The sequence below is a fragment of the Sphingobium sp. AntQ-1 genome, from assembly GCF_028538045.1.
In the GTDB taxonomy this organism is placed as follows: Bacteria; Pseudomonadota; Alphaproteobacteria; order Sphingomonadales; family Sphingomonadaceae; genus Sphingobium; species Sphingobium cupriresistens.
Genome location: NZ_CP117158.1, coordinates 2442179 through 2466567, shown reverse-complemented (window position 1 = coordinate 2466567; position 24389 = coordinate 2442179). Strand labels below are relative to the sequence as shown.

General features: G+C 64.1%; 20 protein-coding genes and 1 tRNA gene. 7 read left to right on the top strand and 14 right to left on the bottom strand.

Annotated features, from left to right (window positions below; translation table 11 throughout):
- Positions 1–167: 167 nt before the first annotated feature.
- The 6 genes from sphantq_RS12330 to sphantq_RS12305 all read right to left on the bottom strand — a co-directional run bounded on the left by sphantq_RS12330 (position 168) and on the right by sphantq_RS12305 (position 6065).
- Positions 168–728 carry a hypothetical protein gene (locus sphantq_RS12330; protein ID WP_066599906.1) on the bottom strand — a complete coding sequence of 187 codons (561 nt, stop codon included), beginning with the start codon at positions 726–728 and terminating at the stop codon, positions 168–170.
- Positions 721–2073, bottom strand: a complete 1353-nt coding sequence (locus tag sphantq_RS12325) for a sensor histidine kinase (protein WP_129926706.1) — start codon at positions 2071–2073, stop codon at positions 721–723. Before sphantq_RS12325 ends, sphantq_RS12330 begins: the two co-directional genes overlap by 8 nt.
- Positions 2066–2785, bottom strand: coding sequence for a response regulator transcription factor (locus sphantq_RS12320; RefSeq protein ID WP_066604864.1), 720 nt, complete (start codon positions 2783–2785; stop codon positions 2066–2068). The genes sphantq_RS12325 and sphantq_RS12320 overlap by 8 nt, the downstream gene beginning before the upstream one ends.
- 98 nt (positions 2786–2883) lie before the next feature.
- Positions 2884–3714, bottom strand: a complete 831-nt coding sequence (locus sphantq_RS12315; protein ID WP_066599901.1) for a sulfite exporter TauE/SafE family protein — start codon at positions 3712–3714, stop codon at positions 2884–2886.
- A 244-nt stretch (positions 3715–3958) separates the two neighbouring features.
- A complete protein-coding gene (gene ald / locus sphantq_RS12310) occupies positions 3959–5074 on the bottom strand; it encodes an alanine dehydrogenase (protein ID WP_129926705.1) in 1116 nt (371 codons plus the stop codon).
- Positions 5075–5162: 88 nt separating this feature from the next.
- Positions 5163–6065: a peptidylprolyl isomerase gene (locus sphantq_RS12305; RefSeq protein WP_272798626.1), complete on the bottom strand. Its 903-nt coding sequence runs from the start codon at positions 6063–6065 to the stop codon at positions 5163–5165.
- 105 nt (positions 6066–6170) lie between these two features.
- Here sphantq_RS12305 and sphantq_RS12300 point away from each other — a divergent pair.
- Positions 6171–6261 (top strand) — tRNA-Ser (locus sphantq_RS12300).
- A gap of 610 nt (positions 6262–6871) precedes the next feature.
- Here the strand turns inward: sphantq_RS12300 and sphantq_RS12295 are convergent.
- The gene (locus tag sphantq_RS12295) at positions 6872–8119 is read right to left on the bottom strand and encodes an MFS transporter (RefSeq protein ID WP_272798625.1); all 1248 of its coding nucleotides are present in this window, start codon (positions 8117–8119) and stop codon (positions 6872–6874) included.
- Between the two features lie 273 nt (positions 8120–8392).
- On the opposite strand from sphantq_RS12295, the gene sphantq_RS12290 reads away from it, so the two are divergent.
- Complete coding sequence (locus sphantq_RS12290; RefSeq protein WP_272798624.1) at positions 8393–9790, top strand: phosphotransferase; 1398 nt, start codon at positions 8393–8395, stop codon at positions 9788–9790.
- Between the two features lie 20 nt (positions 9791–9810).
- Here sphantq_RS12290 and sphantq_RS12285 read toward each other — a convergent pair whose 3' ends face one another.
- Entirely contained in the window at positions 9811–12018 is a 2208-nt protein-coding gene (locus sphantq_RS12285; protein ID WP_272798623.1) for a molybdopterin-dependent oxidoreductase, read from the bottom strand.
- A gap of 59 nt (positions 12019–12077) precedes the next feature.
- Between sphantq_RS12285 and sphantq_RS12280 the strand changes: the two genes are divergently transcribed.
- The gene (locus sphantq_RS12280) at positions 12078–12464 is read left to right on the top strand and encodes a nuclear transport factor 2 family protein (protein ID WP_066599889.1); all 387 of its coding nucleotides are present in this window, start codon (positions 12078–12080) and stop codon (positions 12462–12464) included.
- A gap of 70 nt (positions 12465–12534) precedes the next feature.
- Here the strand turns inward: sphantq_RS12280 and sphantq_RS12275 are convergent, their stop codons facing one another.
- The 3 genes from sphantq_RS12275 to sphantq_RS12265 form a co-directional block, all read right to left on the bottom strand.
- Positions 12535–14946 carry a TonB-dependent receptor gene (locus tag sphantq_RS12275; RefSeq protein ID WP_272798622.1) on the bottom strand — a complete coding sequence of 804 codons (2412 nt, stop codon included), beginning with the start codon at positions 14944–14946 and terminating at the stop codon, positions 12535–12537.
- A gap of 160 nt (positions 14947–15106) precedes the next feature.
- Positions 15107–15526 carry a limonene-1,2-epoxide hydrolase family protein gene (locus sphantq_RS12270; RefSeq protein WP_272798621.1) on the bottom strand — a complete coding sequence of 140 codons (420 nt, stop codon included), beginning with the start codon at positions 15524–15526 and terminating at the stop codon, positions 15107–15109.
- Between the two features lie 85 nt (positions 15527–15611).
- Positions 15612–16046: a limonene-1,2-epoxide hydrolase family protein gene (locus tag sphantq_RS12265; RefSeq protein ID WP_066599886.1), complete on the bottom strand. Its 435-nt coding sequence runs from the start codon at positions 16044–16046 to the stop codon at positions 15612–15614.
- Positions 16047–16316: 270 nt separating this feature from the next.
- Between sphantq_RS12265 and sphantq_RS12260 the strand changes: the two genes are divergently transcribed.
- Positions 16317–16679 (top strand): nuclear transport factor 2 family protein, encoded by a 363-nt coding sequence (locus sphantq_RS12260; RefSeq protein ID WP_066599883.1) that lies wholly within the window; start codon positions 16317–16319, stop codon positions 16677–16679.
- A gap of 3 nt (positions 16680–16682) precedes the next feature.
- On the opposite strand, the gene sphantq_RS12255 is transcribed toward sphantq_RS12260, so the two are convergent.
- The 3 genes from sphantq_RS12255 to sphantq_RS12245 all read right to left on the bottom strand — a co-directional run bounded on the left by sphantq_RS12255 (position 16683) and on the right by sphantq_RS12245 (position 18659).
- A complete protein-coding gene (locus tag sphantq_RS12255) occupies positions 16683–17573 on the bottom strand; it encodes a helix-turn-helix domain-containing protein (protein ID WP_272798620.1) in 891 nt (296 codons plus the stop codon).
- Between the two features lie 519 nt (positions 17574–18092).
- A complete protein-coding gene (locus tag sphantq_RS12250; RefSeq protein WP_272798619.1) occupies positions 18093–18350 on the bottom strand; it encodes a hypothetical protein in 258 nt (85 codons plus the stop codon).
- Positions 18351–18434: 84 nt separating this feature from the next.
- Positions 18435–18659, bottom strand: coding sequence for a hypothetical protein (locus sphantq_RS12245; RefSeq protein WP_148648304.1), 225 nt, complete (start codon positions 18657–18659; stop codon positions 18435–18437).
- On the opposite strand from sphantq_RS12245, the gene sphantq_RS12240 reads away from it, so the two are divergent.
- The 3 genes from sphantq_RS12240 to sphantq_RS12230 are packed head-to-tail and all read left to right on the top strand — an operon-like array spanning position 18646 to position 24336.
- Positions 18646–19911, top strand: a complete 1266-nt coding sequence (locus sphantq_RS12240) for a TolC family protein (RefSeq protein WP_272798618.1) — start codon at positions 18646–18648, stop codon at positions 19909–19911. The two genes, sphantq_RS12245 and sphantq_RS12240, sit on opposite strands and share 14 nt — an antisense overlap.
- A 3-nt stretch (positions 19912–19914) precedes the next feature.
- Positions 19915–21087: an efflux RND transporter periplasmic adaptor subunit gene (locus tag sphantq_RS12235; protein ID WP_272798617.1), complete on the top strand. Its 1173-nt coding sequence runs from the start codon at positions 19915–19917 to the stop codon at positions 21085–21087.
- Between the two features lie 3 nt (positions 21088–21090).
- Entirely contained in the window at positions 21091–24336 is a 3246-nt protein-coding gene (locus sphantq_RS12230; RefSeq protein WP_272798616.1) for an efflux RND transporter permease subunit, read from the top strand.
- Positions 24337–24389 lie beyond the last annotated feature (53 nt).

Below are 24389 nucleotides of genomic sequence, written 5' to 3'. Positions count from 1 at the left end.
TTCTTCTCCTCTTTTGATCGAACCATGCACTGCACAACGCGCCGACCCAGGTCTTTTTCGCCTGAACGAATGTGCAGAATGGACGAAGCGAGAAAAAGGGGCGACGGATCGTTGCGCAAACATCCGACCATTTCGACTTATCGCTTTGAAAACAAATAGTTAATAGATTATCGCACCACCAGATAGAAGGCGGCCGGTACAGACCCGCCATTTTCGATCACGATGTCATAGCGATCGGTAAAGAGCGGCAGCCAGGCGCAGTCCACCTGAACGCCCCCAATTGGCTTGGCGCAGAGCGTATTTCCATCCGCGCCCTGCACCCGCATCGACAGATTGGCCGCGCCGCGAGCCGGGGCGACCGAAATCTGGGCGCGCTGTCCGGCGAAGAATAGCTGCCGCACGGTCACGCTGTCCCCCGCGCCGAGCGATCCGCGCCGATAGGCCGGCCCCAGCGCGCGGCCGCGAAAACCAAGCGCCGAGCGGGTGACGCCATGATCCTGCGCCTCCTGCGTCCATAGCGCCGCGAGATCATCCTGCCCTTCGGCCGGGGTCGCGCCGAGCGCCTTGAGGATTTGCGCCGTGTCGAGCAATGCGGCGTGATCGCCATCGCCCTGCGCGACCTCGCCTTCCATCAACGTCCGCAACACCGGATCGGCGGGCAGCATGTCGGCCGCCGGCGCGGCCGGCCCGGCGACAAGCAGCAATCCCGACAAGAGCAGCCTAATCATCGCGGTCCTCCGGCTGGAGCACGAACCGCGCACCGGGCGCGGCCTCCTCCACATGCAGCGACAATTCGTGCCGCTCTGCGATCGCCCTGGCGAGCGAAAGGCCAAGGCCATGCCCCCCGCCCCGCGCGCCGTCAAGCCGGACATAGCGTTCAAACACCCGTTCCCGGTCGGCGGGCGGGATGCCGGGGCCGTCATCCTGCACCACGATATGCGGACCGGGAGCCAGTTCCAACACGATCGAGCCGCCACTGGGCACATATTTGAAGGCGTTGTCGAGCAGGTTGGACATGAGCCGCGTCATCTGCATCGGGTCGGCGCGCGCCCGCACGCCCGGCGCGATCCGCGCATGGAAACCGATGCCCAGATCTTCAGCACTGGCGCCGTAGAGATCGGCCAGGCTTTCGGCGATGTCGCTCAAGTCGACTTCGGCCAGGCCGCGCAGATCGCCGCGCATCGCCTGGGTGCCGGCAATGTCGAGCAGCGAATCGAGCAGGCGCACGACGCCGCGGATTTCGGCGCGCGACTGATCCAGCGTGCGCAGTAGCGCCTCGTCCTGCGTCCCCTCCATCGCCTTGAGGATGCGGGTGTCGAGATGCATCAGCGGGGTGCGAATCTCATGCGCGGTCTGGTCCGACACGGCGCGCTGCGCCTCGACCAGCCGTTCGACCTGGTCGAGCATGGCGTTGGTATTGGCGGCCAGTTCGGCCAGTTCGTCATTATTGCCCGGTCCCGGCGCGCGGGCGGCGATACGCCCGGCGCGGACGGCGGCAAAGGCGGCGTTCACCACCTCCACTCGCGCTCGCAGGCGACGGGCGGCGAAATGGCCGGCGGCCAGACTGAGCAGCGCGATGCCCGCCCCGGCGATGGCGAACGCCATTGCGAGCCGCGCGAGCAGCGCCTGGCCGCGATAATTGCTGCGCCCTACCAGCAGGCGAGCGCCGGCGCCGAGCTGGGTCGCCCGCGCGAACATGCGGTCACCGTCGGGCAGGACGACATAACGCGCCTCCGACACTTCCGATGCGATGGCCGGCCAGCGATCGAGATTGCCGGCCAGGCGGCGGCCGGCCCCATCGGTCAGCAGATACCAGCTACGTTCGCCATCCTCACGGTTCATGGCGAGACGATCGGCGATCCGCGCCCTGAGTTCCGCCTCGTCGCTGCTGACATAGATATCGGCGAGGCCCGCCAGGTCGGTGTCGACCTCTCGCGCCAGCATCGCCCGACCGTCATCGTCGACGATCTTTTGCACCACCAGAAACAGCGCCAAGGTTGACAGAAGACTGACCAAAAGCGCCGACAGCGTGACCCGCCCGAAAACCGAACGGAACAGGCCGGGTCTAGGCACTTCCCGCCCCTGTCGGCCCCGCCGCGGCGATCAGCCGATAGCCGGTGCCCCACACCGTTTCCAGCACAGGACCGTCGAACCCGTCCTCCAGCTTGCGGCGCAGGCGTCCGACATTGACGTCCACGACATTGGTCTGAGGATCGAAGCTCAATTTCCATACCTGGCGCAGCAGCATTTCGCGCGTCACCACTTCGCCGGCATGTTCCATCAGATAGCGGAACAGTTCGAATTCCTTGGGCGAGAGCGGCAGATGCTTGCCCTGGCGAAAGGCCGTGCGCGCCTTCACATGGCATTCCAGGTCGCCAAACAGCAGCACCGGCTCATGGCTGCGCCGGCTGGCCCGGCGCCACAGCGCGCGAACGCGGGCGACCAGTTCGTCGGGTTCGAACGGCTTGGCCAGATAATCATCGACGCCGCTTTCCAGACCCTCGACCCGATGTTCGCTGCGGCCGAGCGCCGACAGCATCAACACCGGCGCGCCAACGCCCGCCACCCGCAGCCGGGTGACGATGTCAATGCCCGACAAATGGGGCAGCATCCGGTCGAGGATGATGACGTCGTGGCTGCCGCCGCCCGCGCGGTTAAGGCCGGTGGCGCCGTCGATCGCCTGTTCCACCACCATGCCTGCATCGGTCAGGATCGTGGCGATGTTGGCGCGCGCGGCCTCGTCATCTTCCACCAGCAATATCGAAATCGCGTCTGCCTGCGCCATCATGTCCCCCGGCTCGCAGATAACGCGAAAGGCCGCCAGTGACAAAGGCTGTTAGCCCATCACTGGCGGCCTTTCGCGCAAAGCCCCGGCTTTGGCGTTTATATTTTGAGCCCGGCGCGCAGCATGAGGCAGCCGATCACGAGCAGATAGGCGCCGAAGATCTTTTTGAGCGGGCCGGCGGGCAGGCTGTGGGCCGCGGCCACGCCGAGCGGCGCGGTCAGCATCGACATGGAGGCGATCGCCAACGTGGCGGGGATGTTGATGTAACCCAGCGAACCCCAGGGCAGGCCGCCTTCCTTCAGACCGATGATCGCGAAACCGATGGTTGTCGGGATGGCGATCAGCGTGCCGATGCCCGACGCCGTCGCAATCGCCCGGTGGATGGTGCGGCCGCACAGCGTCATCACCATGATGGCGATGGTGCCGCCGCCAATGCCCAGCAGCGAGGAAAATGTGCCGAGCCCGCCGGCGATGCCCATGCGCAATATGCCCGACGGCATGGTGTCGCTGACGACCTTGCCGCTGACCTTGGGCAGCAGGAAGTTCAGCGACATCAGGATCACGCCGCCGCCGAAGATCATCTTGAGCGTGCGGCCATCGACATGGCTGGCGAGCATCACGCCCGCGCCGCAGCCCAGGACAATCCAGGGCGCCCAGGTCTTGAGCACTTCGAACTCCACCGCGCCGCGCTTGGAATGGGCCAACAGCGAACGGATGGAGGTGACGATGATGGTCGCCGCCGACGTGCCGATCGCGACATGGGCGATGGCGTCATGCGTGCCGCCGAGCAGTGGAAGGACGACGAGCAGGGCCGGCACCACGACGAAGCCGCCGCCAATGCCGAAAATGCCCGCGGCGAAGCCCGCGAGCAGGCCGGCGGCCAGCATCGCGACGAGCGGAATGAGCCAGGTCATGACATCGCCCTGCATTATAGCGCGCCCTCCTGCCCATTACGACGAGCGCGCATGTTGCTGCGTTCGCCTCTGCGGATCAAGGCGGCGAAATTGGGGAAATCGACCATGACGTTAAACCATGCCTCTCTTCGGCGAAATCAAGCTGCATGGGGGGCATGTGGTCATGTCCCCCTGTCCCGCTAGACGAACGAGGTGCGCGAACCCGCAAGGCCATGGCCTAAAGTGCAAGACGATGGGGAAACAAAAGGACATGGTATCATCAGGCCAACGCCTCCTCCGCGGGCGTATAGCGCAGGCCCAGATCCTGTGCGACGGCCTGATAAGTCACCTTTCCATCCCAGATGTTGAGGCCCGCGCGCAGGTGGGGGTCGTCGCGCAATGCGTCCCGCCACCCCAGTTCGGCGATGCGCAGCGCGTGGGGCAGCGTCACATTGTTGAGCGCATAGGTGCTGGTCCGCGCCACCGCGCCGGGCATGTTGGCGACGCAATAATGGACGACGCCATCGACGATATAGGTGGGGTCGGCATGGGTGGTGGCGTGGCTGGTTTCGAAACAGCCGCCCTGATCGATCGCGACATCGACCAGCACCGCGCCCTTCTTCATGGTTTTCAGCATCGCGGCGCTGACCAGCTTGGGCGCGGCGGCGCCGGGGATCAGCACGGCGCCGATCACCAGATCCGCGTCGGCCACGCATTCGGCCAGGTTCGCGCGGTTGGAAAAGCGGGTCTTGGCTCGCGCCTCGAAATACATGCCGAGCTTTTCCAGCACCTCCGGACTGCGATCCAGGATAGTGACGTCGGCGCCGAGGCCCGCCGCCATCTGCGCCGCGTTGAAGCCGACCACGCCGCCACCGATCACCGCGACCTTGGCCGGCAGCACGCCGGGCACCCCGCCCAGCAGCACCCCGCGCCCGCCATGCGCCTTTTCCAGCGCGGTCGCCCCCGCCTGGATCGCCATGCGACCGGCGACCTGGCTCATCGGCTTGAGCAACGGCAGGCCGCCATGGACGTCGGTCACGGTTTCATAGGCGATGCAGGTTGCGCCCGACGCGATCAGGTCGTGGGTCTGCTCCGGGTCGGGCGCAAGGTGGAGATAGGTATAGAGGATCTGGCCCGGCCGCAGCAGGGCGCGCTCCTGCGGCTGCGGCTCCTTCACCTTCACGATCATTTCGGCGGTAGCGAAGACGTCGACGGCCGCCGCGACGATCTCCGCCCCCGCTGTCTCGTACAGCGCGTCGCTCGCGCCGATACCCTCGCCCGCGCCGCTTTCGACCAGTACGCGATGGCCGTGCGCGGTCAGTTCATGCACGCTTTCGGGAGTCAGGCCGACGCGATATTCATGGTTCTTAATTTCCTTGACGGTGCCGACGATCATCGTGCCTCTCCAAAAAAGGGGGCGCGTTGCCGTCGCGCCGCTCTGCCGCCATCATAGCGCAGGCGGGATGACGAAGGTTCCCCCGATGTTAGGGCGCGGCCCTGACCGGCACCGGCGCATTGCACAGGTCGACGCCGCCAGCGGGGCGATCATAGAAATCATCCTTTCGGTTGGCGCGCAGGCGCAAATAATTGGCGAAGCTGGGCGACAGCGTGTCCATCGCCTCGAAGCGCGGGCGCTCGGCGGCCGGCAGTTCGCTGGCGAGACGGACGGTCAGGATCGGCGCCTGATGTTCGGTCGGCGTATAGAAGCCCAGTTCGCCCGATCCGCGCGGCAGGCTGGACAGATGCGCCATGCCTTCGATCACGCGGCCCACGACTGCGATGTTGCGATCGAGCTGGCGCGGCGCCTGGCCGATCACGGCATAGAGTTCCGCGCCCGTTCCCGCGTCCGGTGATAGGTTCCGGCCGACGCCGACATAGCCATAGCAATGGGGCAGCCAGGCCGACGTTCCGTCCATCGCCACCGGCCAGCCGCCCACGAAGCCGGTCGAGGAGGCATAGGGATCGGCATAGGGCAAGGGCGTGACCGCAAGCCGCCGCGTCGCCAGCGGCAGGGCATAATCGTCCGGGCTGGTGGCGGACAGGCCGGGCGGCATCGGCTTCTTCTCCGTCGCGTCGCCCCATTGCGCGACATAATTGTCCTGCACCCGGTTGATGCTGGTGCCGTCCCACCAATGCGCCTTCGCCAGCGTCGCGATATTGGCGACATGGCGTGGCGAAAAGCCGGGCGCGAGCTGGATGACTACGCGCTTGCCGCCCTCTATGGTCATCACCAGCAGTTCGTCCGCTGGTATCGGCCGCCATGCGCCCGCCGGCGCTTGCGCCACTACGTCGGCGGGCGTAGCGGGCGGATCGGTGGCGAGAGCCTGGGCAGCGAGGCAGGCGGGAAGGACAGCGGCGGACAGCGCGAGCGCGAGAAGGCGGTTCATGCCGCGATCAAACAGCGACCGCGGGATAAAGTAAAGCATCCCCTGACCATAGCCCTTGCCTAGCCGCACATCGCACGATAGGGAGCCGCACTTCCAGTGCAATGCGGAGCGGTGGCCGAGTGGTCGAAGGCGCTCGCCTGGAAAGTGAGTATACGCCAAAAGCGTATCCAGGGTTCGAATCCCTGCCGCTCCGCCATTTACTGTATTCCAACGGTCACAGGCACGCTTTGGCGAACGCTGAATCCCAGCATTTGCTGGGATATTTATAGATTTAGGTATCGTAGGCCATTGGCGTAGAAAGGTCATGTAGCGCCCATCTTTCGCGTCACCGATAATCGACGACGGTGGCGGGCTGGCTGTTTCTCCCCTGGGGTCTGCTTCGTCACCACCAGCGCCAAAGCGCATCGCATGGCCAATGCACAGCCTTTCAAAAGTTGGACGTAGAGCAGCCCCAGGCAGCAAGGTTGGACCCATAAGCCTACGCATTCCCAACGCCTGCCGTTGCATCGGCATCCGCCGCAGCACATTGTCTATGCTGATCGCAGATCGAGGGTTGAGGTGGCGAAGCTGGGTAGTTCGACACTGGTTCTGGTCGACAGCCTGCGCCGGTCGATCGACGCGCGCCGGTCACAATCTGCAGGAGCAATCAATTAAGCTGTTCGAACAGTGCTTTGGCAGATAGTCGAACTCCCATTCGATTGTCCTCGACGGGCGCGACATGGACAGCGAAACAGACGATGCTGTGCGATTTTTGCATCGGTCGGTTCGGCGCGGTTACGGTAGAAGTGTTTAAAAAATCTTTTATATCATTGTTTTAATTGTAGTTTTTGTAATATTTCGGCATGGCGCGCGCTGGTGAGCGGATAACGTAGCAGCAGCAGCGCGGCCAGGCCGGAGAGCAGCAACGGTATGAAGCAATAGAGCCATTGAAGCCGGTCGAGCGCCTGGACCGAGTTGCTGGCATCCAGTGCGGGCTTGAAATCGATCCAGTCCAGAATCATGAACAGCAGGCCGACCGACAGCGCCTGACCGACCTTCCAGACGCCGATCAACAGGGCGAACAGGAGGCCGGTACAATCCTCTGCGCTATCGAGCCGGTTGGCATCGGCGCAATCGGCGATCATCGCGCGCGGCAGCATGGCGATGGCGCCATAAAACAGGCCGACGAGCGAAAAGACGCCGATCGCCACGAGCAGATTGCCGCCGGGCATCAAGTATAGCGGGATTTGCGCAAGGCCCGACCCCGTTGCCGCCAGAGCAAGCGCGCGATGCTTGCCCAACCGGCCCGCCAATATGGTCCAGACCGGCGTGACAAGGAGCGCCACGGCGAACTGGCCGATCAGGATGAGGCCGACATCGGCCGGAGCGATGCCCTTGGCAAGGGCGAAGAAAAAGACCGCCAAGGTGGTCGTGGCGCCCGCGCCAAGGCCCAGCAGCAGTTCGCCCAACAGCACGATCCTGACATCCCCGCGCCTGGCCAGGCGAAAATAGGTGGAAATGCCGCCATGATGCGAGTCTGCCGCACGGTGGCGTTCAGGTACGATGGCGAGGGTAAAGCCCGTCATCAGCGGCGTCACCCCCACAACGAACCATGCCATCATGTGCATCGCATCGGTTTGGCCCGGCCGCCCGGCAAAGGCGAGTATCTTGGGGATCAGCATGGCCGCGACCATCCCCAGCATGAAGGCGAACTGCCACCAGGCGTAGATGCGGGAGCGTTCCTGATAATCGGGCGAAGCCCCTGCCGCCAGGGCCAGTTGGGCCAGGCCCAGCACCGACCAGCCAGCATAGGCGACGAGCAGCCATATCGCCAGATAGCCCGGCCCGACACCGGGCGATGCAGTGAACAGCATCACCATGCCGACCATTATCATGGGGGCGCCCGCCGCGACCCATGGCCGATAGCGCCCGAAACGGGTGCGGGTGCGGTCCATCCATCCGCCAAGCAGCGGGTCCAGGACGATGTCGATGATCCGCACGATCATGAACACCGCGCCAACGACACCCAGATCGAGATGCAGGCTGCCCGAATAATAGCTGGGCAGATAGACCACCAGCGGCAGACTGAGGGCCGACAGGGAGATGCTGGGCGCGGCCAGGGCAGCAAGGGTCAGGGCCGAAAGTGGCGGCCCGTTCGGACTGGGCGGGGATTGCGGAATGGAAAAGCCCTCTCGATCCTTATCGTCTGTGCCGCAATAGTGCGCAGCGGCCGGTGGGGAGCGGAAGCGCGATCGCCATCGCCCAGATGCCGATCCTGTCGCCAAAGCGCCTGCGATGGCGACAGCGGCGACAGAGATGATAGCTTTCGGGAAAGAGAGGATAACGATATGACCGATGCCATCATCGACACCCCGCCGCCTGTGTCGGCGATCGACCCGGCGAATCTGGACCCGTTCGACCGCAAGGTGTTCGACTGGCTGACGCAGAATATGGGCGTGGTGACTGGGTTCGTGCGGCATCCGCGCTGGCGCCCCGGCTGGGATGCGCAGGTGATCCGGGACGGCGTGGTCACCCCACTTTATATTCGCGGGCCGCGTGGCGATAGCTATGTGTCGCCAGTCGACATGATCCAGGAGGGCGAAATCCACCTGGCGTTCGAAGCCAACGCCATTCCCGCGCCGCGCCTGTTGGGCGTGATCGACGATCCGTTGTCGCTGGTGCTGGAGCATATTCCCGGCAGGATCAACAGCGCGACCATCGCCGACGAAGATGTGCGCCGACAGGTGCGCGAGGCGTATATCGCGTTGATCGCGCGGCTGCACCAGGTTCCGCTCGCCGCCTTTGCGAAGGTGGGATTGCCGGTTCCCACGTCGGCGCAGGACATCGCGCTGGCGCTGTACCAGCCGGCCATCGACATTTTCCACAAGACGATCGGTCGCCCTTTCCCCCTGATGCGCTTCATCGCCGACTGGCTGCATCGCAACGTGCCGCGCGACCGGACGAAGGCCGCCTTCATCAACCCGGACGCGGGACAATTTCTGTTCGAAGACGATCGCGTGACGGGTCTGATCGATTTCGAGGTGTCGAGCTTTGGCGATCCTGCGGCCGAGCTTGCGGGGTTGCGCATCCGCGACACGGCGGAGCCATTGGGCGATATTTCGGCGTTGATCGATCATTATGAGCGGCTGACCGGGGACAGGATCAGCAAGCGGCTGATCGAATATCACACGGCCGGATTTTGCGGGGTCAACGGATTTCTGCTGTGGCCGCTCGCCTTCCAGTCCTCGCCCGAACAGGATTATGTCGCCTATATGCAGTTTGCGGTGTCCGCCACCCGCTTTTCGATCAGTGCGATCGCCGCGCATGACGGCGTAGCGCTGACCGACCCGGACCTGCCCGTTCCCCGCCAGATCGGGTTCGACGAAGCGGCGCGCAAATTGGTCGCGCAGGTGGAGGCGCTGCCGGGCGGGAGCGCCGCCGCGGACTATCAGCGCGATTCCGCCGCCGCGCTGGCGCGCTATCTGCGGCGCTGGGCGACTTATGGCGCGCAGGTGGCGGCAGCGGACATGGACGATGTCGAGGCATTGTTGGGGCAGCGGTTCGACGATGACGATGCGGCGATGGCGGCGCTCGACGCCTTTGTCGCGCAGGTCGGACCCGAAATGGACTCGGCGTTGACGCGGCATTTCCATCGCTGGCTCAAGCGGCAGAATTTCCTGCTGCGCGATTGCGGCGAGAATTACCGCTATATCGACTTCGACCTGCAACCCATCCCGCCGCGCTGACGGGAAAGGCGCAGGACGAATCAGGGCAGGCGACGGATCGCGACGGGGATGCCGTTCAACACGGCGTTGCCCGACGCGGCGTCGATCATTTCGGCCGGGCTGAGTTCATTGATGTTGGTGCCGACATGCAACCGGGCAATGTCGAGGCGTGCGCCTTCGCGATCATGGCCCCAACCGTGGGGCAGGCTGACCACGCCGGGCATGATGTCGTCGGTCACTTCCACCGGCGCGGTGACGATGCCGCCCTGGCTGGTCACTTCGCAACTGTCGCCATGGGCCAGGCCAAGAGCGCGCGCATCATCGCCGTGAATCTGGAGCGTGCAGCGTTCCTTGCCCTTTACCAGCGTGTTGAGATTGTGCATCCAACTGTTAAGCGATCGCAACTGGCGTCGGCTGACCAGCACGAGGGCGGGCACGGGTTCGTCCAGTGCCGCTTCCAACCGGGGGATGTCGGTCAGGAAATGCGGATGCGCCAGTTCGATCCTGCCAGTCGGCGTCGTGATCGCCCGTTCGCCCAGCGGCACGGCAGGGCCAAGCAATATCCCGTCGGGGGCCGTCTTGAAATCGGCGAGCGAGAGGCCCGTCGGATGCGCGCCGAAACGATCGCCGAACGGACCCGAACGAATGCACAGGTCCAGAATGCGTTCGGGACCGTTAGTCGGCAACGCGGCAAAGGCGACCTGGCGATCAACCCCGGCCTGATCGCACATCATGCCGAAAAATTCATCGTCCAGGGCGTTGAGGTCGGGAATGTCCACCCCGCCCATGATCGCGCCGATGCGGGCCATGACTTGCCATTCGGGGGGCCGATGCCCTTCACCGAACAGCGCCGGAGAATAATGTCCGCCGCTGGTCAGCGCCCATGGCCAGGCCCATATGTCCCAGTGCGGCTGTTCCAGCAGGGACGGACTGGGGAAGATGACATGGGCGTGGCGAGTGGTTTCGTTGAGATAGATGTCGATGCTGACCATACAGTCCAACTGTTCCAGCGCCGCGTCCAGCCGGGCGGAGCCGGGCACCGAGAGGACGGGGTTCGCGCCCAGCGTCATCAGCGCATGAATCTGGCCTTCGCCGGGCGTGTCGATCTCTTCGGCAAGGCAGGATGCGGGATATTGACCCAATATTGCCGGGACGCCCCGCACCCTGGACGGATTGCCGGCAACCGCGCCGGTGCTGGCATAGGGCGGTGCAAGGTCAAGGTGCGGGGCGACCTGCGTCGACCACATCGATCCGCCGGGCGCATCCAGATTTCCGGTCAGAATGGCGATGGCGTCGACCAGCCAGGATGCCAGCGTGCCGAAACTTTGCGTGCAGGTGCCGATCCGCCCATAAATGGCGGCAGCCCGCGCGTCTGCTATGTCCAGCGCGAGGCGGCGGATGACCGACGCATCGACACCGCAAAAGTCCGCGACACGTTCGGGCGGAAAGGCGGCGGCAACGTCGCGGAGCGTTTCGACCCCTGACAGCAGCGGCGAGAGATGGCCCAGGCGCACGCGATTTTCGGCGAACAGGACATGGACGATGCCCAGCAACAGGGCCGCGTCGCTGCCGGGGCGCAGCGGCACCCACTGGTCCGCCGCCGCCGCGGTTCGGGTGCGCACCGGGTCAAGCACCACGACCCTGCCCCCGCGCGCGCGCAAGTCGCGAATGCCACCCATGACATCGCGGTGCGAGAAAATGCTGCCCTTCGATTCGGCGGGATTGGCGCCCAGAATGACGAACAGGTCGGTTCGGTCGATGTCCGGGATCGGTATGCGCCACATATTGCCGTACAGCAGGAAGGAACTGACATTCTTGGGAAGCTGATCCACGCTGGACGAGGAATAGCTTTGGGCGAAGCGCGCCAACCGGTAGAGCAGCATCATGTAGCGGCCACTGGCGAATCCCTTGCCCGACATATTGCCGCCAAAGCTGGCGAAGGCCGATTGCCCATATTTTTCGCGCACGCCGCGCGCCAGCCGATCGGCATGGGCGAACGCTTCTTCCCACGACGCCGCGCGCCATTGGGTGCCTTCGCGGATCATCGGCGTGCGCAGCCGATCGGGATCATGATGCAGGTCGCCCAGCGTCGTCCCCTTTGGACAGATATGGCCCCGACTCCAGACATTCGCCTTGTTCGGGCGGACCATCGTCACCTGGTCCCCGTCGACGCTGACATCGATGCCGCACATGCCCTCGCACAGCGGGCAGGTGCGCTGGTGGGGGCGGATTTCCTCTGTCTTGGTCACGCCATCTGTCCTTTCACTATATGTTTGACAGGCCAGGCCGGCGACGGCTCAATGGCGCCATGACCATTGCTTCGCCACAGCCCGATCCGGCCCGGACCGGCCAAGATTTCCTCGACGCGATCGTTGCGGGCGATCTGGATGCAATCGATGCGCTGCTCGCCCCAGATGCGACCTGGTGGGTGCAGGGATGGGGCATGTTGGACCGTAGCGCGCTGATGCGGGGTCTGGCAGGAACGATCGGGCGATCGGGCGCGCGCGCGATGACCATATTGCGCACCACCGCGCAGGACGATCGGGTCGCGATCGAAGCGGAAGGGCGTTTCAGCTTCGCCGAGGGGGAATATTGCAACAGCTATGTCTATGTCCTGGCGATCGATGCGCAGGGCAGGATCGCGCAGGGCAAGGAATATCTCGACACGGCGGTGGCCGCCCGATTTTACGGCTGAACGAGCGGTATCGGCGGGCGTAGCGTCACGTCCCGCCCGCCGATGAAGAACCCGCGGCCCGGCCATGACCCTAAAAGTCGTAGCGGACCCGCACGCCATAGGTGCGCGGCGGTGCATAGCTGCCCGAATTGATGCCGAAGCTGGTCGCGCTGATGATGATATTCTGGATATATTGGCGGTTTGTCAGGTTATCGACATAGGCAGTGACGGTAATCGGCAGGCCTTGCAGGTTACTGACCTGCGCATTGAGGCTGATGAGACTATAACTCGGCAGGCGCACCGGACCCTGTAGATATTGATCGATATGATAATAGTCGCCATGCAGGGCCATCCGCCCGAAATCGCCAAGGTCAAATTCATAATCGGCGGCGAACTGGTAACTCCATTTGGGCGCCCCGGTAAAACCGCCCGGCGAGTGAAAGAAGGGCGCGAGGATGGCGGGCGCTTCGAGCCGGTCGAATTTCTGCCGCAGGTGCGCGCCGGCAAAGCTTAGCCGCAGGCCGGGCGTCGGCGAGATATGTCCGTCAAACTCAAAACCCTTCGACGTCGCCGTTCCGGCATTGATCTGTAGCGCGGACCCGGCGGGCGCATTGGTGGAATCCAGGCCGGGAAGACCCGACCCGGCGGTTATGCCGGTCGCTTGAAGCTGCAACTTGTCGAAATGACTGATGAAGGCGGCGATATTGAAATGGCCGGTCCAAGAACCGCTGCGAAACTTGCTGTGGACGCCGACTTCATAGTCTGTGACCGTCTGCGGATCGAAAGTCTGAAAGGCGCTGAGGACCGGGGCAAGGACGGGCGCATTCAATCCTCCGGCGCGATAGCCGCGCCGATTGGTGAAGTAGAGGAAGATGTCGTCGCTGGCCTTGTAATCGACACCCAGCGTCCAGGTGGGCGCCTTTGATCGGGCGGAGCCTTCGAAACTGGCGCGCCCGAAGCGGCTGCCGGTATCGGCCCGGCAAGCGGCTAGGCCCGAATAGGGCTGGGCTATGGTTTCCCCGGTCGCCAGCGCGACGGAAACCCGGCTGTTGCTACAGATAGACTGTTTGTCCCAAGTATAGCGAAAGCCGCCGTTGAGCGTCACGCCGTGCAACCCCATATCGTCGAGTGCGTAGGATAGATTGGCAAAGAGCGCGTGGCTTTGGTCGCCATAGAGGGTGTCGGACAGCGACCCTACCGGCCATACCCCGCCCAGCGCGCCATTGACGATGGCCTGCGTCGTCGGGGTGGGCGGCGTCGGCCGGAAAAGATCGAGCACCAGATAATTGACCCCGGCTGGCTGCGCCTTGAGGTAGAAGCCGCCCGCAAGCCAGGAAAGCCGGTCGTTGAACAAGGAGCCGCTGATTTGCAATTCGTTGGTATATTGTTCGGATACGCTGTGGTTGCGGGTGGTGATGAGCGTTCCGGGCTGACCCGGCACCAGCCCCAGCGCGGCCAGACCCGGACCCAGATTGGGCAAGGGCGCGGCGGGCAGTCCGATCGCATTTTGCAGATTGTCGACATTGGTATAGCGGTAGCCAAAGATATTCTTGATCGTCACTGCGCCGATGTCGACCGAGGTCGTGTTCGACAGGCCCCAAAAGGTTTCATTGTCGAAGGGGTCGACCGTGCTCGCGGCGGTCCGCCGACCCAGCGCGCGCAGCGAATCCACCAGCGGTTGAAGATCCGGGCGCAGCACCACGACCGGAAAATAGCCCTGCGCATTGGTTTCGATCCGGGTGTAATCGACGATCAGCACATTTTTGATGGTGTCCGTCGGTTCGAACAGGATCGACGCCCGCAACGTGTCCATGTGCAGATTGTCCTGCCGCTTGCCAGTGCTGATATTGGGCGTGAACCCCTTGTTACGGCCACGATCGCCGGCGATGCGGATGGCCAGCTTGTCGGCGATGATCGGGATGTTGACGGCGCCCTGAACGGAATGTTTGTTGTAATTGCCGACGTCGATCTGGGCATAGCCTTCAAAATCATAGGAAGGGGTGCGGGTATAGACGAGGACGGCGCCGCCCGTGGTGTTGCGCCCGAACAATGTGCCCTGCGGCCCTTTGAGCACCTGGACATTGTCCAGATCGAAGGTCGGCGTGAAGCTGCCGATCGGGGGCAGCGGAACTTCGTTGAGATAGGTGATGACCGAGGGCAGGCCGGGTCCGGTCACTGCCTTGCCCTGGCCACGAATGGTGTAGGTGGTGTTCGACATCGAACCCGCGCCGTTCAGGATGACGCCGGGAACCAGCCGTTGAAGGTCGGCGGTGGTCTGAAGCCCCAGCTTCTGTATATCCTCGCCGCCGACCGCCGTGATCGACACCGGCACGGTCTGGGCCGATTCCGCCTTGCGCCGCGCAGTGACGACGATGTCGCGGGTCATGTCGTCCATGCCGATGGCGGATTGTTCAGCCGCTGGCGGCGTGCCTTGCGCGTGGGCCGCGGACGACACCGTCATCGCGATCACCGAAACGGCGTGCCACATCTTGCAATTTACCATATCGACATCCCTCTGCCTGATCCTGGGTCGCTCTCTTGTGGTCGACCTCTTGACTGTCCTTGCTGGATTAGCGGATGGCCGGGGGCGCCCCTATGCGAGAGAGCGTCGCTCACTTGCAGATTAGGTCGCTGACTTGCCCCGCCCGCGACGGCGCCGCGCGCTAAGCCCCCGGCTGGCTTTCCAGATCGAGCGACGCGACCAGCGCGTCCGCGGTCATGCCGTGCGATTGCGAAATGTGGATAAGATCGAGATATTCGCGCCAGGCGACGATCTGCCCCGCATCGTTCAGGTCGAACACGGCGACCAGCGGGACAGGCGACCATTTGCCGTTGCGGCGCGACCAGTCCACACGTTCGGTAAAGACGGTGTTGCCGTTCGAACCCCAGCATTTCATGTCATGGCGTTGTTCGGTGCATTTCTGCTGCATCAGCCGATGTTCGGCCAATATTCTGTCGCGCCCTACCACCGGGGCGATCGTGGGTACGACGATCTGATAATAAGCGTCGTCGGCCAGCGGCATGAGCGCGGCGGCAAGATCGGTCGGCCAACTGTCGCGGTAGCCACCAATGAAATTCAACACGATTTCTTCCTGTCGGGTCAACGCCTGTCTCCATTTCACTGAACTGCGTCGCGGGACATGCCCGCAGATTGTGCGCCGGGCCGGATCAGGCCGGTTCGGATCGCAAGGATTGTTCCAGATCTTCGACCGCCATGCCGATCTGGCGCGCGACATTGCCGCCGTCGAGATATTCGCGCCATGCGACGATCTTTCCCTGCGGACCGATTTCGAACACGGCGACGAGCGGGATGGACACCCATTTTCCGTTGGTGTGCGACCAGTCTGTCCGTTCGGTGAAGACCAGCGTATCGCTGGACGCGACGCCCTTCATATCGTGGCGCTGGTCGCCATAGGCGGCCCTGATCCGTTCCCATTTCGCCTTGATCGCGGCTTTGCCGCGGATCGGGTCGGTGGTAGGCACGATGCTCTGATAATAGCAGTCGTCGGACACGAGCCGCAGCGGGGCATCCAGATCATCGGGCCAGTTATCTCGGAAATAGCCGATAAATTCCAGCGCGATGGATTCTTCTCTCGTCCCCATGACATCTCTCCGCTTATTGTCTTTCGACGCAGGATTAGCATCGGGCGCACGGCTCCGTCATGGCATCGCGACGTTGCCGGAAGGCAGAGTGTATATCCCAGATGCGCACGATGGACGGACAGGCAGGCATCTGCCCGCGCGATCGGCGGACGGTCGGCCCGATGATCGGTTCACCGACAATGTTCGCATTTGGGCGATGGTGCGACAGCTTTCCTCCAGCGCTGCCCGGCGCGACAAGATGGGCCGACCATCGCAAACGGAGCCACATCCATGACGCTACCTACCCCTGACCATATTCGCGGCTTTATCGTCGAATCCATCCAGCTTTGGAACGCAGGCGACAAGGATGGCTTCATGGCGCTGTACAAGGACATGGCGCCGGGCGGATTTCGTTTCGAAAACCCCGTGGGCACCGGCGTGCAGGAAGGATGGGACGCGCTGCTCAAAATGTGGGACGATTACGCCGCCATCGTGCAGATCGAAATCCTGCATCTGATCGTCAATGGTTCCGAAGCCATGGCGATGATGGCCAACAAGGCCGATATGGGCGGTCGACCGGCCATCCGCTATAGCGGGGAAACCTATCATTTTTATCAGGACGGGTCATTCCACGCCCGCTATTTCGCCGAATGATGCTCAATTAGGCAGCAGCGCGCCGCGAAACGCCTGCGGTGTCTGGCCGGTGCTGCGATGAAAGGCGGCGGCGAAGGCGGCGGAACTTTTGAAACCGCAGTCGAAGGCCACCTGCTTTATCAGCAGACGCTGATCGGGCAACAGCAACCGGGCGCGTTCCAGCCGACTTTCCGCCAGGAAACTGCGCAACGTCTGCCCGGTGGTCGCGCGATAGCGGATCGCCAGCTTGCGTCCGCCCATGCCGATCGCCTCGGCAAGATCGGCGATGGTCGGCGCTTCGCCCGGCGTGTCGACCGCGATGGCGCGCAGGGTTTCGAGTTGGGCGCGGCTGAGTTTGCCCGCAGCGATCGCTTCGGGCGCGGATTCACCGCTGAACTGGCGGCGCAATTCGAACGCGACGCCAAGCAACAGCGTTTCAATCTGCAAGCTGCTGGCGAAACCGGGCATGACCGTTTCCGCCGCGACCCGCCGCAACATTGCAGCGATATGGTCGTTGCGGATAACGAGGGCCGACGCCCAGTCGAAACCCGGCCAGTTCCATTCCACGGTCGCGCGCGATGCGATCTGGTCGATGTCAAAGCCGCAGGATATGCTGCGCTGCGCCCCGCGTTCCCACCGCACCAGCATGGGTTCTTCCTTGGCGAAAAAGGCGATGCCGCCAAGGTTGACGTAACGGGCCTGATGCCCGCGCGGCGCGCGCGCGCCAGTGACGAGGCGCGTTGCGTTACAGAACATCTGGACGAAACATTGGGACGATTGGAATAGTCCTTCCCCCGGTTCCAGCCAGTTGGTATTGTGAATCTTCACGTCAAAGGTCGCGGTACTGGATAGCCCTTCCACCCGATCCGCGAAGGGTGAAGAGGATTGAAGCAAATAGCTCTGCAAGCCGTTCATCACACGCTCTCCCGTTCGTGCAGCCGCGCCCTGTTGGGCTGTCGGCCTTCGCACACGCCATAACGACAATTATCGCGCTTGCTGCCCGTCTTTCGACAGGTTGCGCTCTGCAACAGTGAAATCCGTTTCGATGCAAGAGCGCCAGCGAAGCCGGATTGACGAGCAGCAAGTCAGGCCAGGCCGCCGCGCAATATTGCCTTCGGCCGGAATATGCCCATCGCCAAATTCAGCTGTCCGCCGGTTCAACCTAAGTGATGTTGGCGATGCCGCTTTGCTTGCTATACATGATAACCGGACACCGCGAGCCTATGCGGTAGATAGCCAACCGTCGCGCCCGACATGGCAGGCCGGGTTCGGCAGGAGACAAGCGAGCCCGGAAAACAGCCTGTAATCAGCCTGCCGTGTCTGCAATCAGCGCGCCGGATGCCCCATCGCTGTCGGTACAATCAAATGTCGCATAGTCGGACATGACATCGTTCGGTTCCAGCGGCAGCTTTGAAGGATATGACAGGCAGCCCTTCACAGGCACGGCTCACGATCCAGCGCGGCGTCGGCGGGATCGCCATAACTGGTTCGCAATGAGGCGGCAGGGTTCAGGACGGCGCGCCGGCGCCATCCGATCGGACTTTGCGGAGATTTCACGATGACGGATCGTGGAAAGTCCGTTATCGCGAGCGCCATGGTTCGTCGGACTTTCCTTCTTTTGTGGACGATCGTCGCCTCGCTTACGGCGGCGTCGATGGTCCATGCCAATGAAACAAGCTCCGCCTCCGCCATCGAATGCTCCGGTTATGTCCATGGCGATGGCGATCCTTCGCCAGGCGAGGCCGACAAGGCGGTTCCGCACCATCATGGCGGCTGTCACAGTGCGGCGTCGCTGCTGCCCCGGACAACCGCACCCATTTTTTTCGATACCCAGGCTGCGCCCAAAACCGCCGCGCCGTGCAGGGCCTTCGGCCGCTGGGCGCCCGGCCCCGATCTGCGGCCGCCCATCGCCTGATTGACGATCAAATCGCTGTGCCCCGCTTCAGGCGGATGCGCAGCTTGATGCGTATAAATCGGGATTTGCTTTATGCACAGGATCATTGCGGCCGCTCTGGCCGCCACCCCTTGCGTCGCCGTCGCGCAGGCGCAGGATAATATTGCGACGGGGCAGCCCGTCGGCCCAGCCCTCACCCTCGACCAGGCCGTCACCATCGCCGGCGGCAGCGCCCCGGCCGCCAACGCGGCGCAGGCCGGCATCGACGCGGCGCAAGCGGCGCGCACCGTAGCCGGCCTGCGCCCAAACCCGGAAATACAGTCGCAGGTCGAAAATGTTGTCGGGTCAGGCCCCTATGGCGGTGTTCGTCAGGCCGAGACGACGGTGGGCATCAACATCCCTATCGAACTGGGCGGCAAGCGCTCCGCCCGGATCGCGATCGCTGACGCCCAGTTCCATCGCGCAGCGCTCGTGGCGGCCATCACACAGGCCGACATCCGCCTTCAGGTCACGACACTTTATGTCGATGCCATCGCCGCGGAACGCCGCTTGGTCACGGCGCGCGACCAGCTTCGCATCGCCCATGATGCCCTGAACGCCGCCCGGATACGTGTTCAGGCAGGCCGCGCCTCCCCGCTTGAGGAACAGAGGGCCGACGTCGCCACACGCAATGCCGATGCGGAGGTGCAAAAAGCGCAGCGCCTGGCGCAAGCCCTGCGCGCCAATCTTGAGCGTCGCGTCGGACAACCGATTGCCGGCGCGCTGGACGGATCGGCGCTCGATCATCTGCCGCCCCCATCCTTAGGACCGACGAGGACGACCAGCGCCGATACCCTGGCTCTGGCGGCGGCCGATGCCGATCTTGCCATCGCCGATGCAGGCGTGCAGCTTGCCCGGTCGCAGCGTATACCCGATGTCACGGTCGGTCCGGCCGTCCGTCGCCTGTCCGCGACCAATGACACCGCGGCCGTCCTGTCCCTCTCCATCCCGATACCGTTGTTCAACGCGGGACAGGCGGCGGTCGCCCAGGCCAGCGCGCAGCGCGTCCGGGCCGAAGCGCAACGCCGCATGACCTCGCTCGACGTCGAGCAGGCGATTACAGATGCACAGGCAGAAGCCGATAATGCGGCAACAGCCGCTCGCAACGCGCGCGGTCCGGCGCTCGCCGCCGCGCAGGAGGCCGCCCGTATCGCGCGCATCGGCTATCGCGAAGGAAAGTTCGGCCAACTCGATCTTCTCGATGCCGAACGGACCCTTTCACAGACCCGTCTCGCCGCGATCGACGCGCTCGCATCCTACCAGAACGCCAGGGCACGGTTGGAGCGCCTGATCGCTCCCGCGCCCGTACAGGGAAATTGATACATGACCATCACACATGCAAAAACGGTTCTTCTTGCCTTCACCCTTGCCATTCTGCTCGCCGGATGCGGCGGCAGCGCCGGAAACGAAGCAGGCAATGCCGCTGCGCCCATGGAACATGGGGCCGGCGGCGAAACCACCCACACCGAAGAAGAAGGCAGGATCATCCTGTCGGACGATCAGATCGCGTCTGCCGGCATTCTGCTGGGTCGACCGACAACCGGTGGTTCGGGCACGCTGGAACTGCCCGCCACCATCGAAGGCGACCCGCAGGGAACGCAGGTCGTCTCCGCGGCAATCGGCGGACGGGTGGTGTCGCTGAGCCGCAATCTGGGGCAATCGGTCGGTCGCGGCCAGACCCTGGCCATCGTCGAGAGCCGCGAAGCCGCGCAGCTCAAGGGCGACGTGGAGGCGACCCGCGCCAGACTGGCGCTGGCCAATTCCAACCTGGCCCGCGAACAGCGCCTGTTCGCCCAGCGCGTGTCGCCCGAACAGGATCTCATCGCCGCCCGCACCGCCGCGATCGAGGCGGGCATCGCCTATCGGCAAGCCCGGAGCCAGGTGTCCGCGGCGGGCGGCGGCGGCGGCAGCCTCAACCGGCTCGGCATCGCCGCGCCGGTTTCAGGGCAAGTCATTTCGCGCAACGCCGTTCTGGGACAGACGGTGACGGCCGATACCGAACTCTATCGAATCGCCAATCTGTCCAGCGTCTCGATCGCACTTCACCTCCAGCCTGCCGATGCGGGCCGGGTGAAGCCGGGCAACCGGGTGATCGTCAAGGCCGCCGGTCGCGAGGCTAAGGCGCAGATCAGCTTCGTTTCGCCCATACTGGATGCGCAAACCCGATTGGTGCCGGTCATCGCGACGCTGGACAATCGCATGGGTCAATGGCGTGTCGGGGAATCGGTGACGGCATCGGTCGCCCTGACCGACAGCGGCGGGGATAGCGCGATCCGCGTGCCGACCACCGCAGTCCAGACCATCGACAACAGGTCGGTCATATTCGTGCGGATCGACAGCGGTTTCCAGGCTGTCCCGGTCACACTCGGCGACAATAGCGGCAACAGCGTGATCGTGCGCAGCGGCCTCAAAGGCACCGAACGAATCGCCACCACCAACAGCTTCACGCTCAAGGCCGAACTCGGCAAGAGCGAAGCCACGCATGAGGATCATTGATCCATGATCGCCCCCATCGTCGACTGGGCGGTTCGCAAGCGCTGGCTCGTCCTGCTGCTGACCGCCATCGCCGCCGTCATCGGCGGCGTCGCCCTGCACCGCCTCCCCATCGACGCCGTGCCGGACATCACCAACAACCAGGTCCAGATCAACGTGCGCGCGCCTGCCCTCTCGCCCGAACTGGTGGAAAAGCAGGTCGCCTTTCCGATCGAAACAGCGTTGGCGGGCATTCCCGGCCTGCAAAATACCCGATCGCTCAGCCGCAACGGCTTCGCGCAGATTACCGCCATCTTCGACGAATCCACCGACATCTATTTCGCCCGCCAGCAAGTCGATGAACGCATGAGCGGGATCGCGGACAATCTGCCCAAAGGCGCGAACCCGGAAATGGGGCCGATCGCCACGGGTCTAGGCGAAGTCTATATGTGGACCGTCCGGCTCGAACATCGCAAGGACGACACGCATTTGCCCGGCGAGCCTGGCATGCAGCCCGACGGCAGCTACATCACGCCCGAAGGCGAGCGGTTGACCAACGATGTCGACAAGGCGACCTATCTGCGCACGACGCAGGACTGGATCGTCAGTCCGCTGCTCAAGAACGGCAAGGGGCTGGCCGGCATCGATTCCATCGGCGGCTATGTGAAGCAGTTTCAGGTCGTTCCCGACGTCCAGCGACTGGTCATGCTGGGCCTGAGCCTGACAGATATGGGCACGGCTCTGGAGCGTAACAACAGCAGCATCGGCGGCGGCTTTGTCGATCGCAACGGCGAAGGGCTTGCGGTCCGCTCCGACGCCCTGGTCCGCAATGCCGATGAACTGTCGCGCATCGTCGTGGCGACGCGGGAAGGCGTGCCGATCGCGCTGGATCAGGTGGCGACGGTCAAGACCGGTCAGGCCATCCGCATGGGTTCGGCATCCGAAAATGGCACCGAAGTCGTCGTCGGCACCGCCATCATGCGGATCGGAGAAAACAGCCGCGACGTCGCCATGTCGGTGGCAAAGAGGCTGCAGGAGATCAATGCGTCGCTGCCGCCCGATGTCATCGTTCAGCCGGTGCTCGATCGGACGGCGCTGGTCAATTCGACCATCAAAACGGTCGCGAGGAATCTCGGCGAAGGCGCGCTGCTCGTCATCATCGTCCTCTTCGCCCTGCTCGGCAACTTCCGCGCCGCCCTGATCGCAGCGGCGGTGATCCCCGTCACCATGTTGCTGACGGGCTTTGGCATGTTCCGCTTCGGCGTGTCGGCCAATCTGATGAGCCTGGGCGCGCTGGATTTCGGCCTGATCGTGGACGGCGCGGTCATCATTGTGGAAAATGCGCTGCGGCGCATGGCCGACAGGCAGCATCGCGAAGGCCGCCTTCTTTCGGTCGATGAACGCCTTGCCACCGTGGCGGCGGCCGCGCGCGAGATGATCCGTCCCTCGGTCTATGGCCAGGCGATCATCATCCTGGTCTATGTCCCGCTGCTCACCCTCACCGGGGTCGAAGGCAAGACGTTCGTGCCGATGGCGCTGACCGTCATCATCGCGCTCGCCTTCGCGTTCGTCCTGTCCCTGACCGCCGTGCCCGCGGCGATCGCCATCTGGCTGTCCAATCGCATTGACGAGAAGGAAGGCCGCATCATGGGCTGGCTGCGCCGGCGCTATGCGCCGGGGCTGGACAAGGCCATGGGTCGGCCGACGCTCACCATTGGGGTGGGTGTGGGCGGCTTCCTGCTGGCGATCGCCGCCTTCCTGTCGCTGGGCCAGCTGTTCCTGCCGCAACTCGACGAAGGCGACCTGCTGATCCAGGCGCTGCGCATTCCCGCAACCTCGGTGCAGCAGAGCCAGGCGATGCAGGCGCCCATAGAAAAGATGATGGCGAAGCAGCCGGAGGTGAAGTTCGTCTTCTCCAAAACCGGGACCGCAGAACTGGCGTCCGACCCGATGCCGCCCAACGCCACCGACATGTTCGTGATCCTCAAGCCGCGCAGCGAATGGCCGGATCAGAGCCTTACCAAGGCCCAACTTGTCGAGCGGCTGGAACGGGAACTCGGCAGATTTCCCGGCAACGCCTATGAAATCACCCAGCCGATACAGATGCGGTTCAACGAACTGATCGCCGGCGTCCGCGGCGATGTCGCGATCAAGGTGTTCGGCGACGATTTCAACACCATGAACGCCACGGCCGAGAAGATCGCCGCCATCCTGCGCCGGACGCAGGGCGCCGCAGACGTCAAGGTCGAGCAGACCACAGGCCTGCCGATGCTCGACATCCGGGTTGATCGCGACGCGATGGCGCGGCTCGGCGTAACGGCGCAGGATGTCCACGCCATGGTCTCCGCCACCCTGGCCGGCAGGGAAGCGGGAATGATCTTCGAGGGCGATCGCCGCTTCCCGGTCGTGATCCGCCTGTCGGAAGCGCAGCGCGCCGACTTCAATGCCTTGCGGCAGCTACAGTTGCCCACGCCCGATGGGCAGTTCGTGCCCCTGGCCAGCGTCGCGGACATCCGGGTCGTGGATGGTCCCAACCAGATCAGCCGCGAAAATGGCAAGCGCCGGGTCGTGGTGCAGGCCAATGTGCGTGGCCGCGACATCGCCAGCGTGGTGGAAGACGCCAGGGCCGCCATCGCGCAGGAGGTGCGCCTGCCCGCGGGCGCCTATCTGGAATGGGGCGGCCAGTTCGAAAATCTGGCGTCTGCGCGTGAACGCCTGCGACTGGTGATCCCCGCCTGCGTCATCCTCATCCTCATGCTTCTCTACGGCGCGCTGGGATCGGCGAGGGACGCGGCGATCGTGTTCACCGGCGTGCCGCTGGCGCTGGTCGGCGGCGTGCTTGCGCTCTTCCTGCGGGGCATGGATTTCTCGATCTCGGCAGCGGTGGGTTTCATCGCGCTGTCCGGGATCGCGGTCCTGAATGGCCTGGTGATGGTGTCGTCCATCCATGCGCTGATGCGACAGGGCGTGGACCGGGCGGAAGCGGCGCGCGTCGGCGCCGTCCAGCGATTGAGACCCGTGGTGATGACCGCCCTCGTCGCCAGCCTTGGCTTCGTGCCGATGGCCCTGAGCAGCGGCGCGGGGGCGGAGGTACAAAAGCCCCTTGCCACCGTCGTCATCGGTGGCCTCATCTCGGCCACCTTGCTGACGCTGTTCGTTTTGCCGACGCTCTATGCGCGATGGGGCCGGCGCGCCATTCCCCTCGACGCGGATCGGGATGACGAACCCCGGCAACTGACCGCGGAACCGGGGCGCCCACAGCATCAAGGCTGAACGACAGGGGAGGACGCCCATCGCGCCCTCCCCTTTCAAGACGATATGCGCCA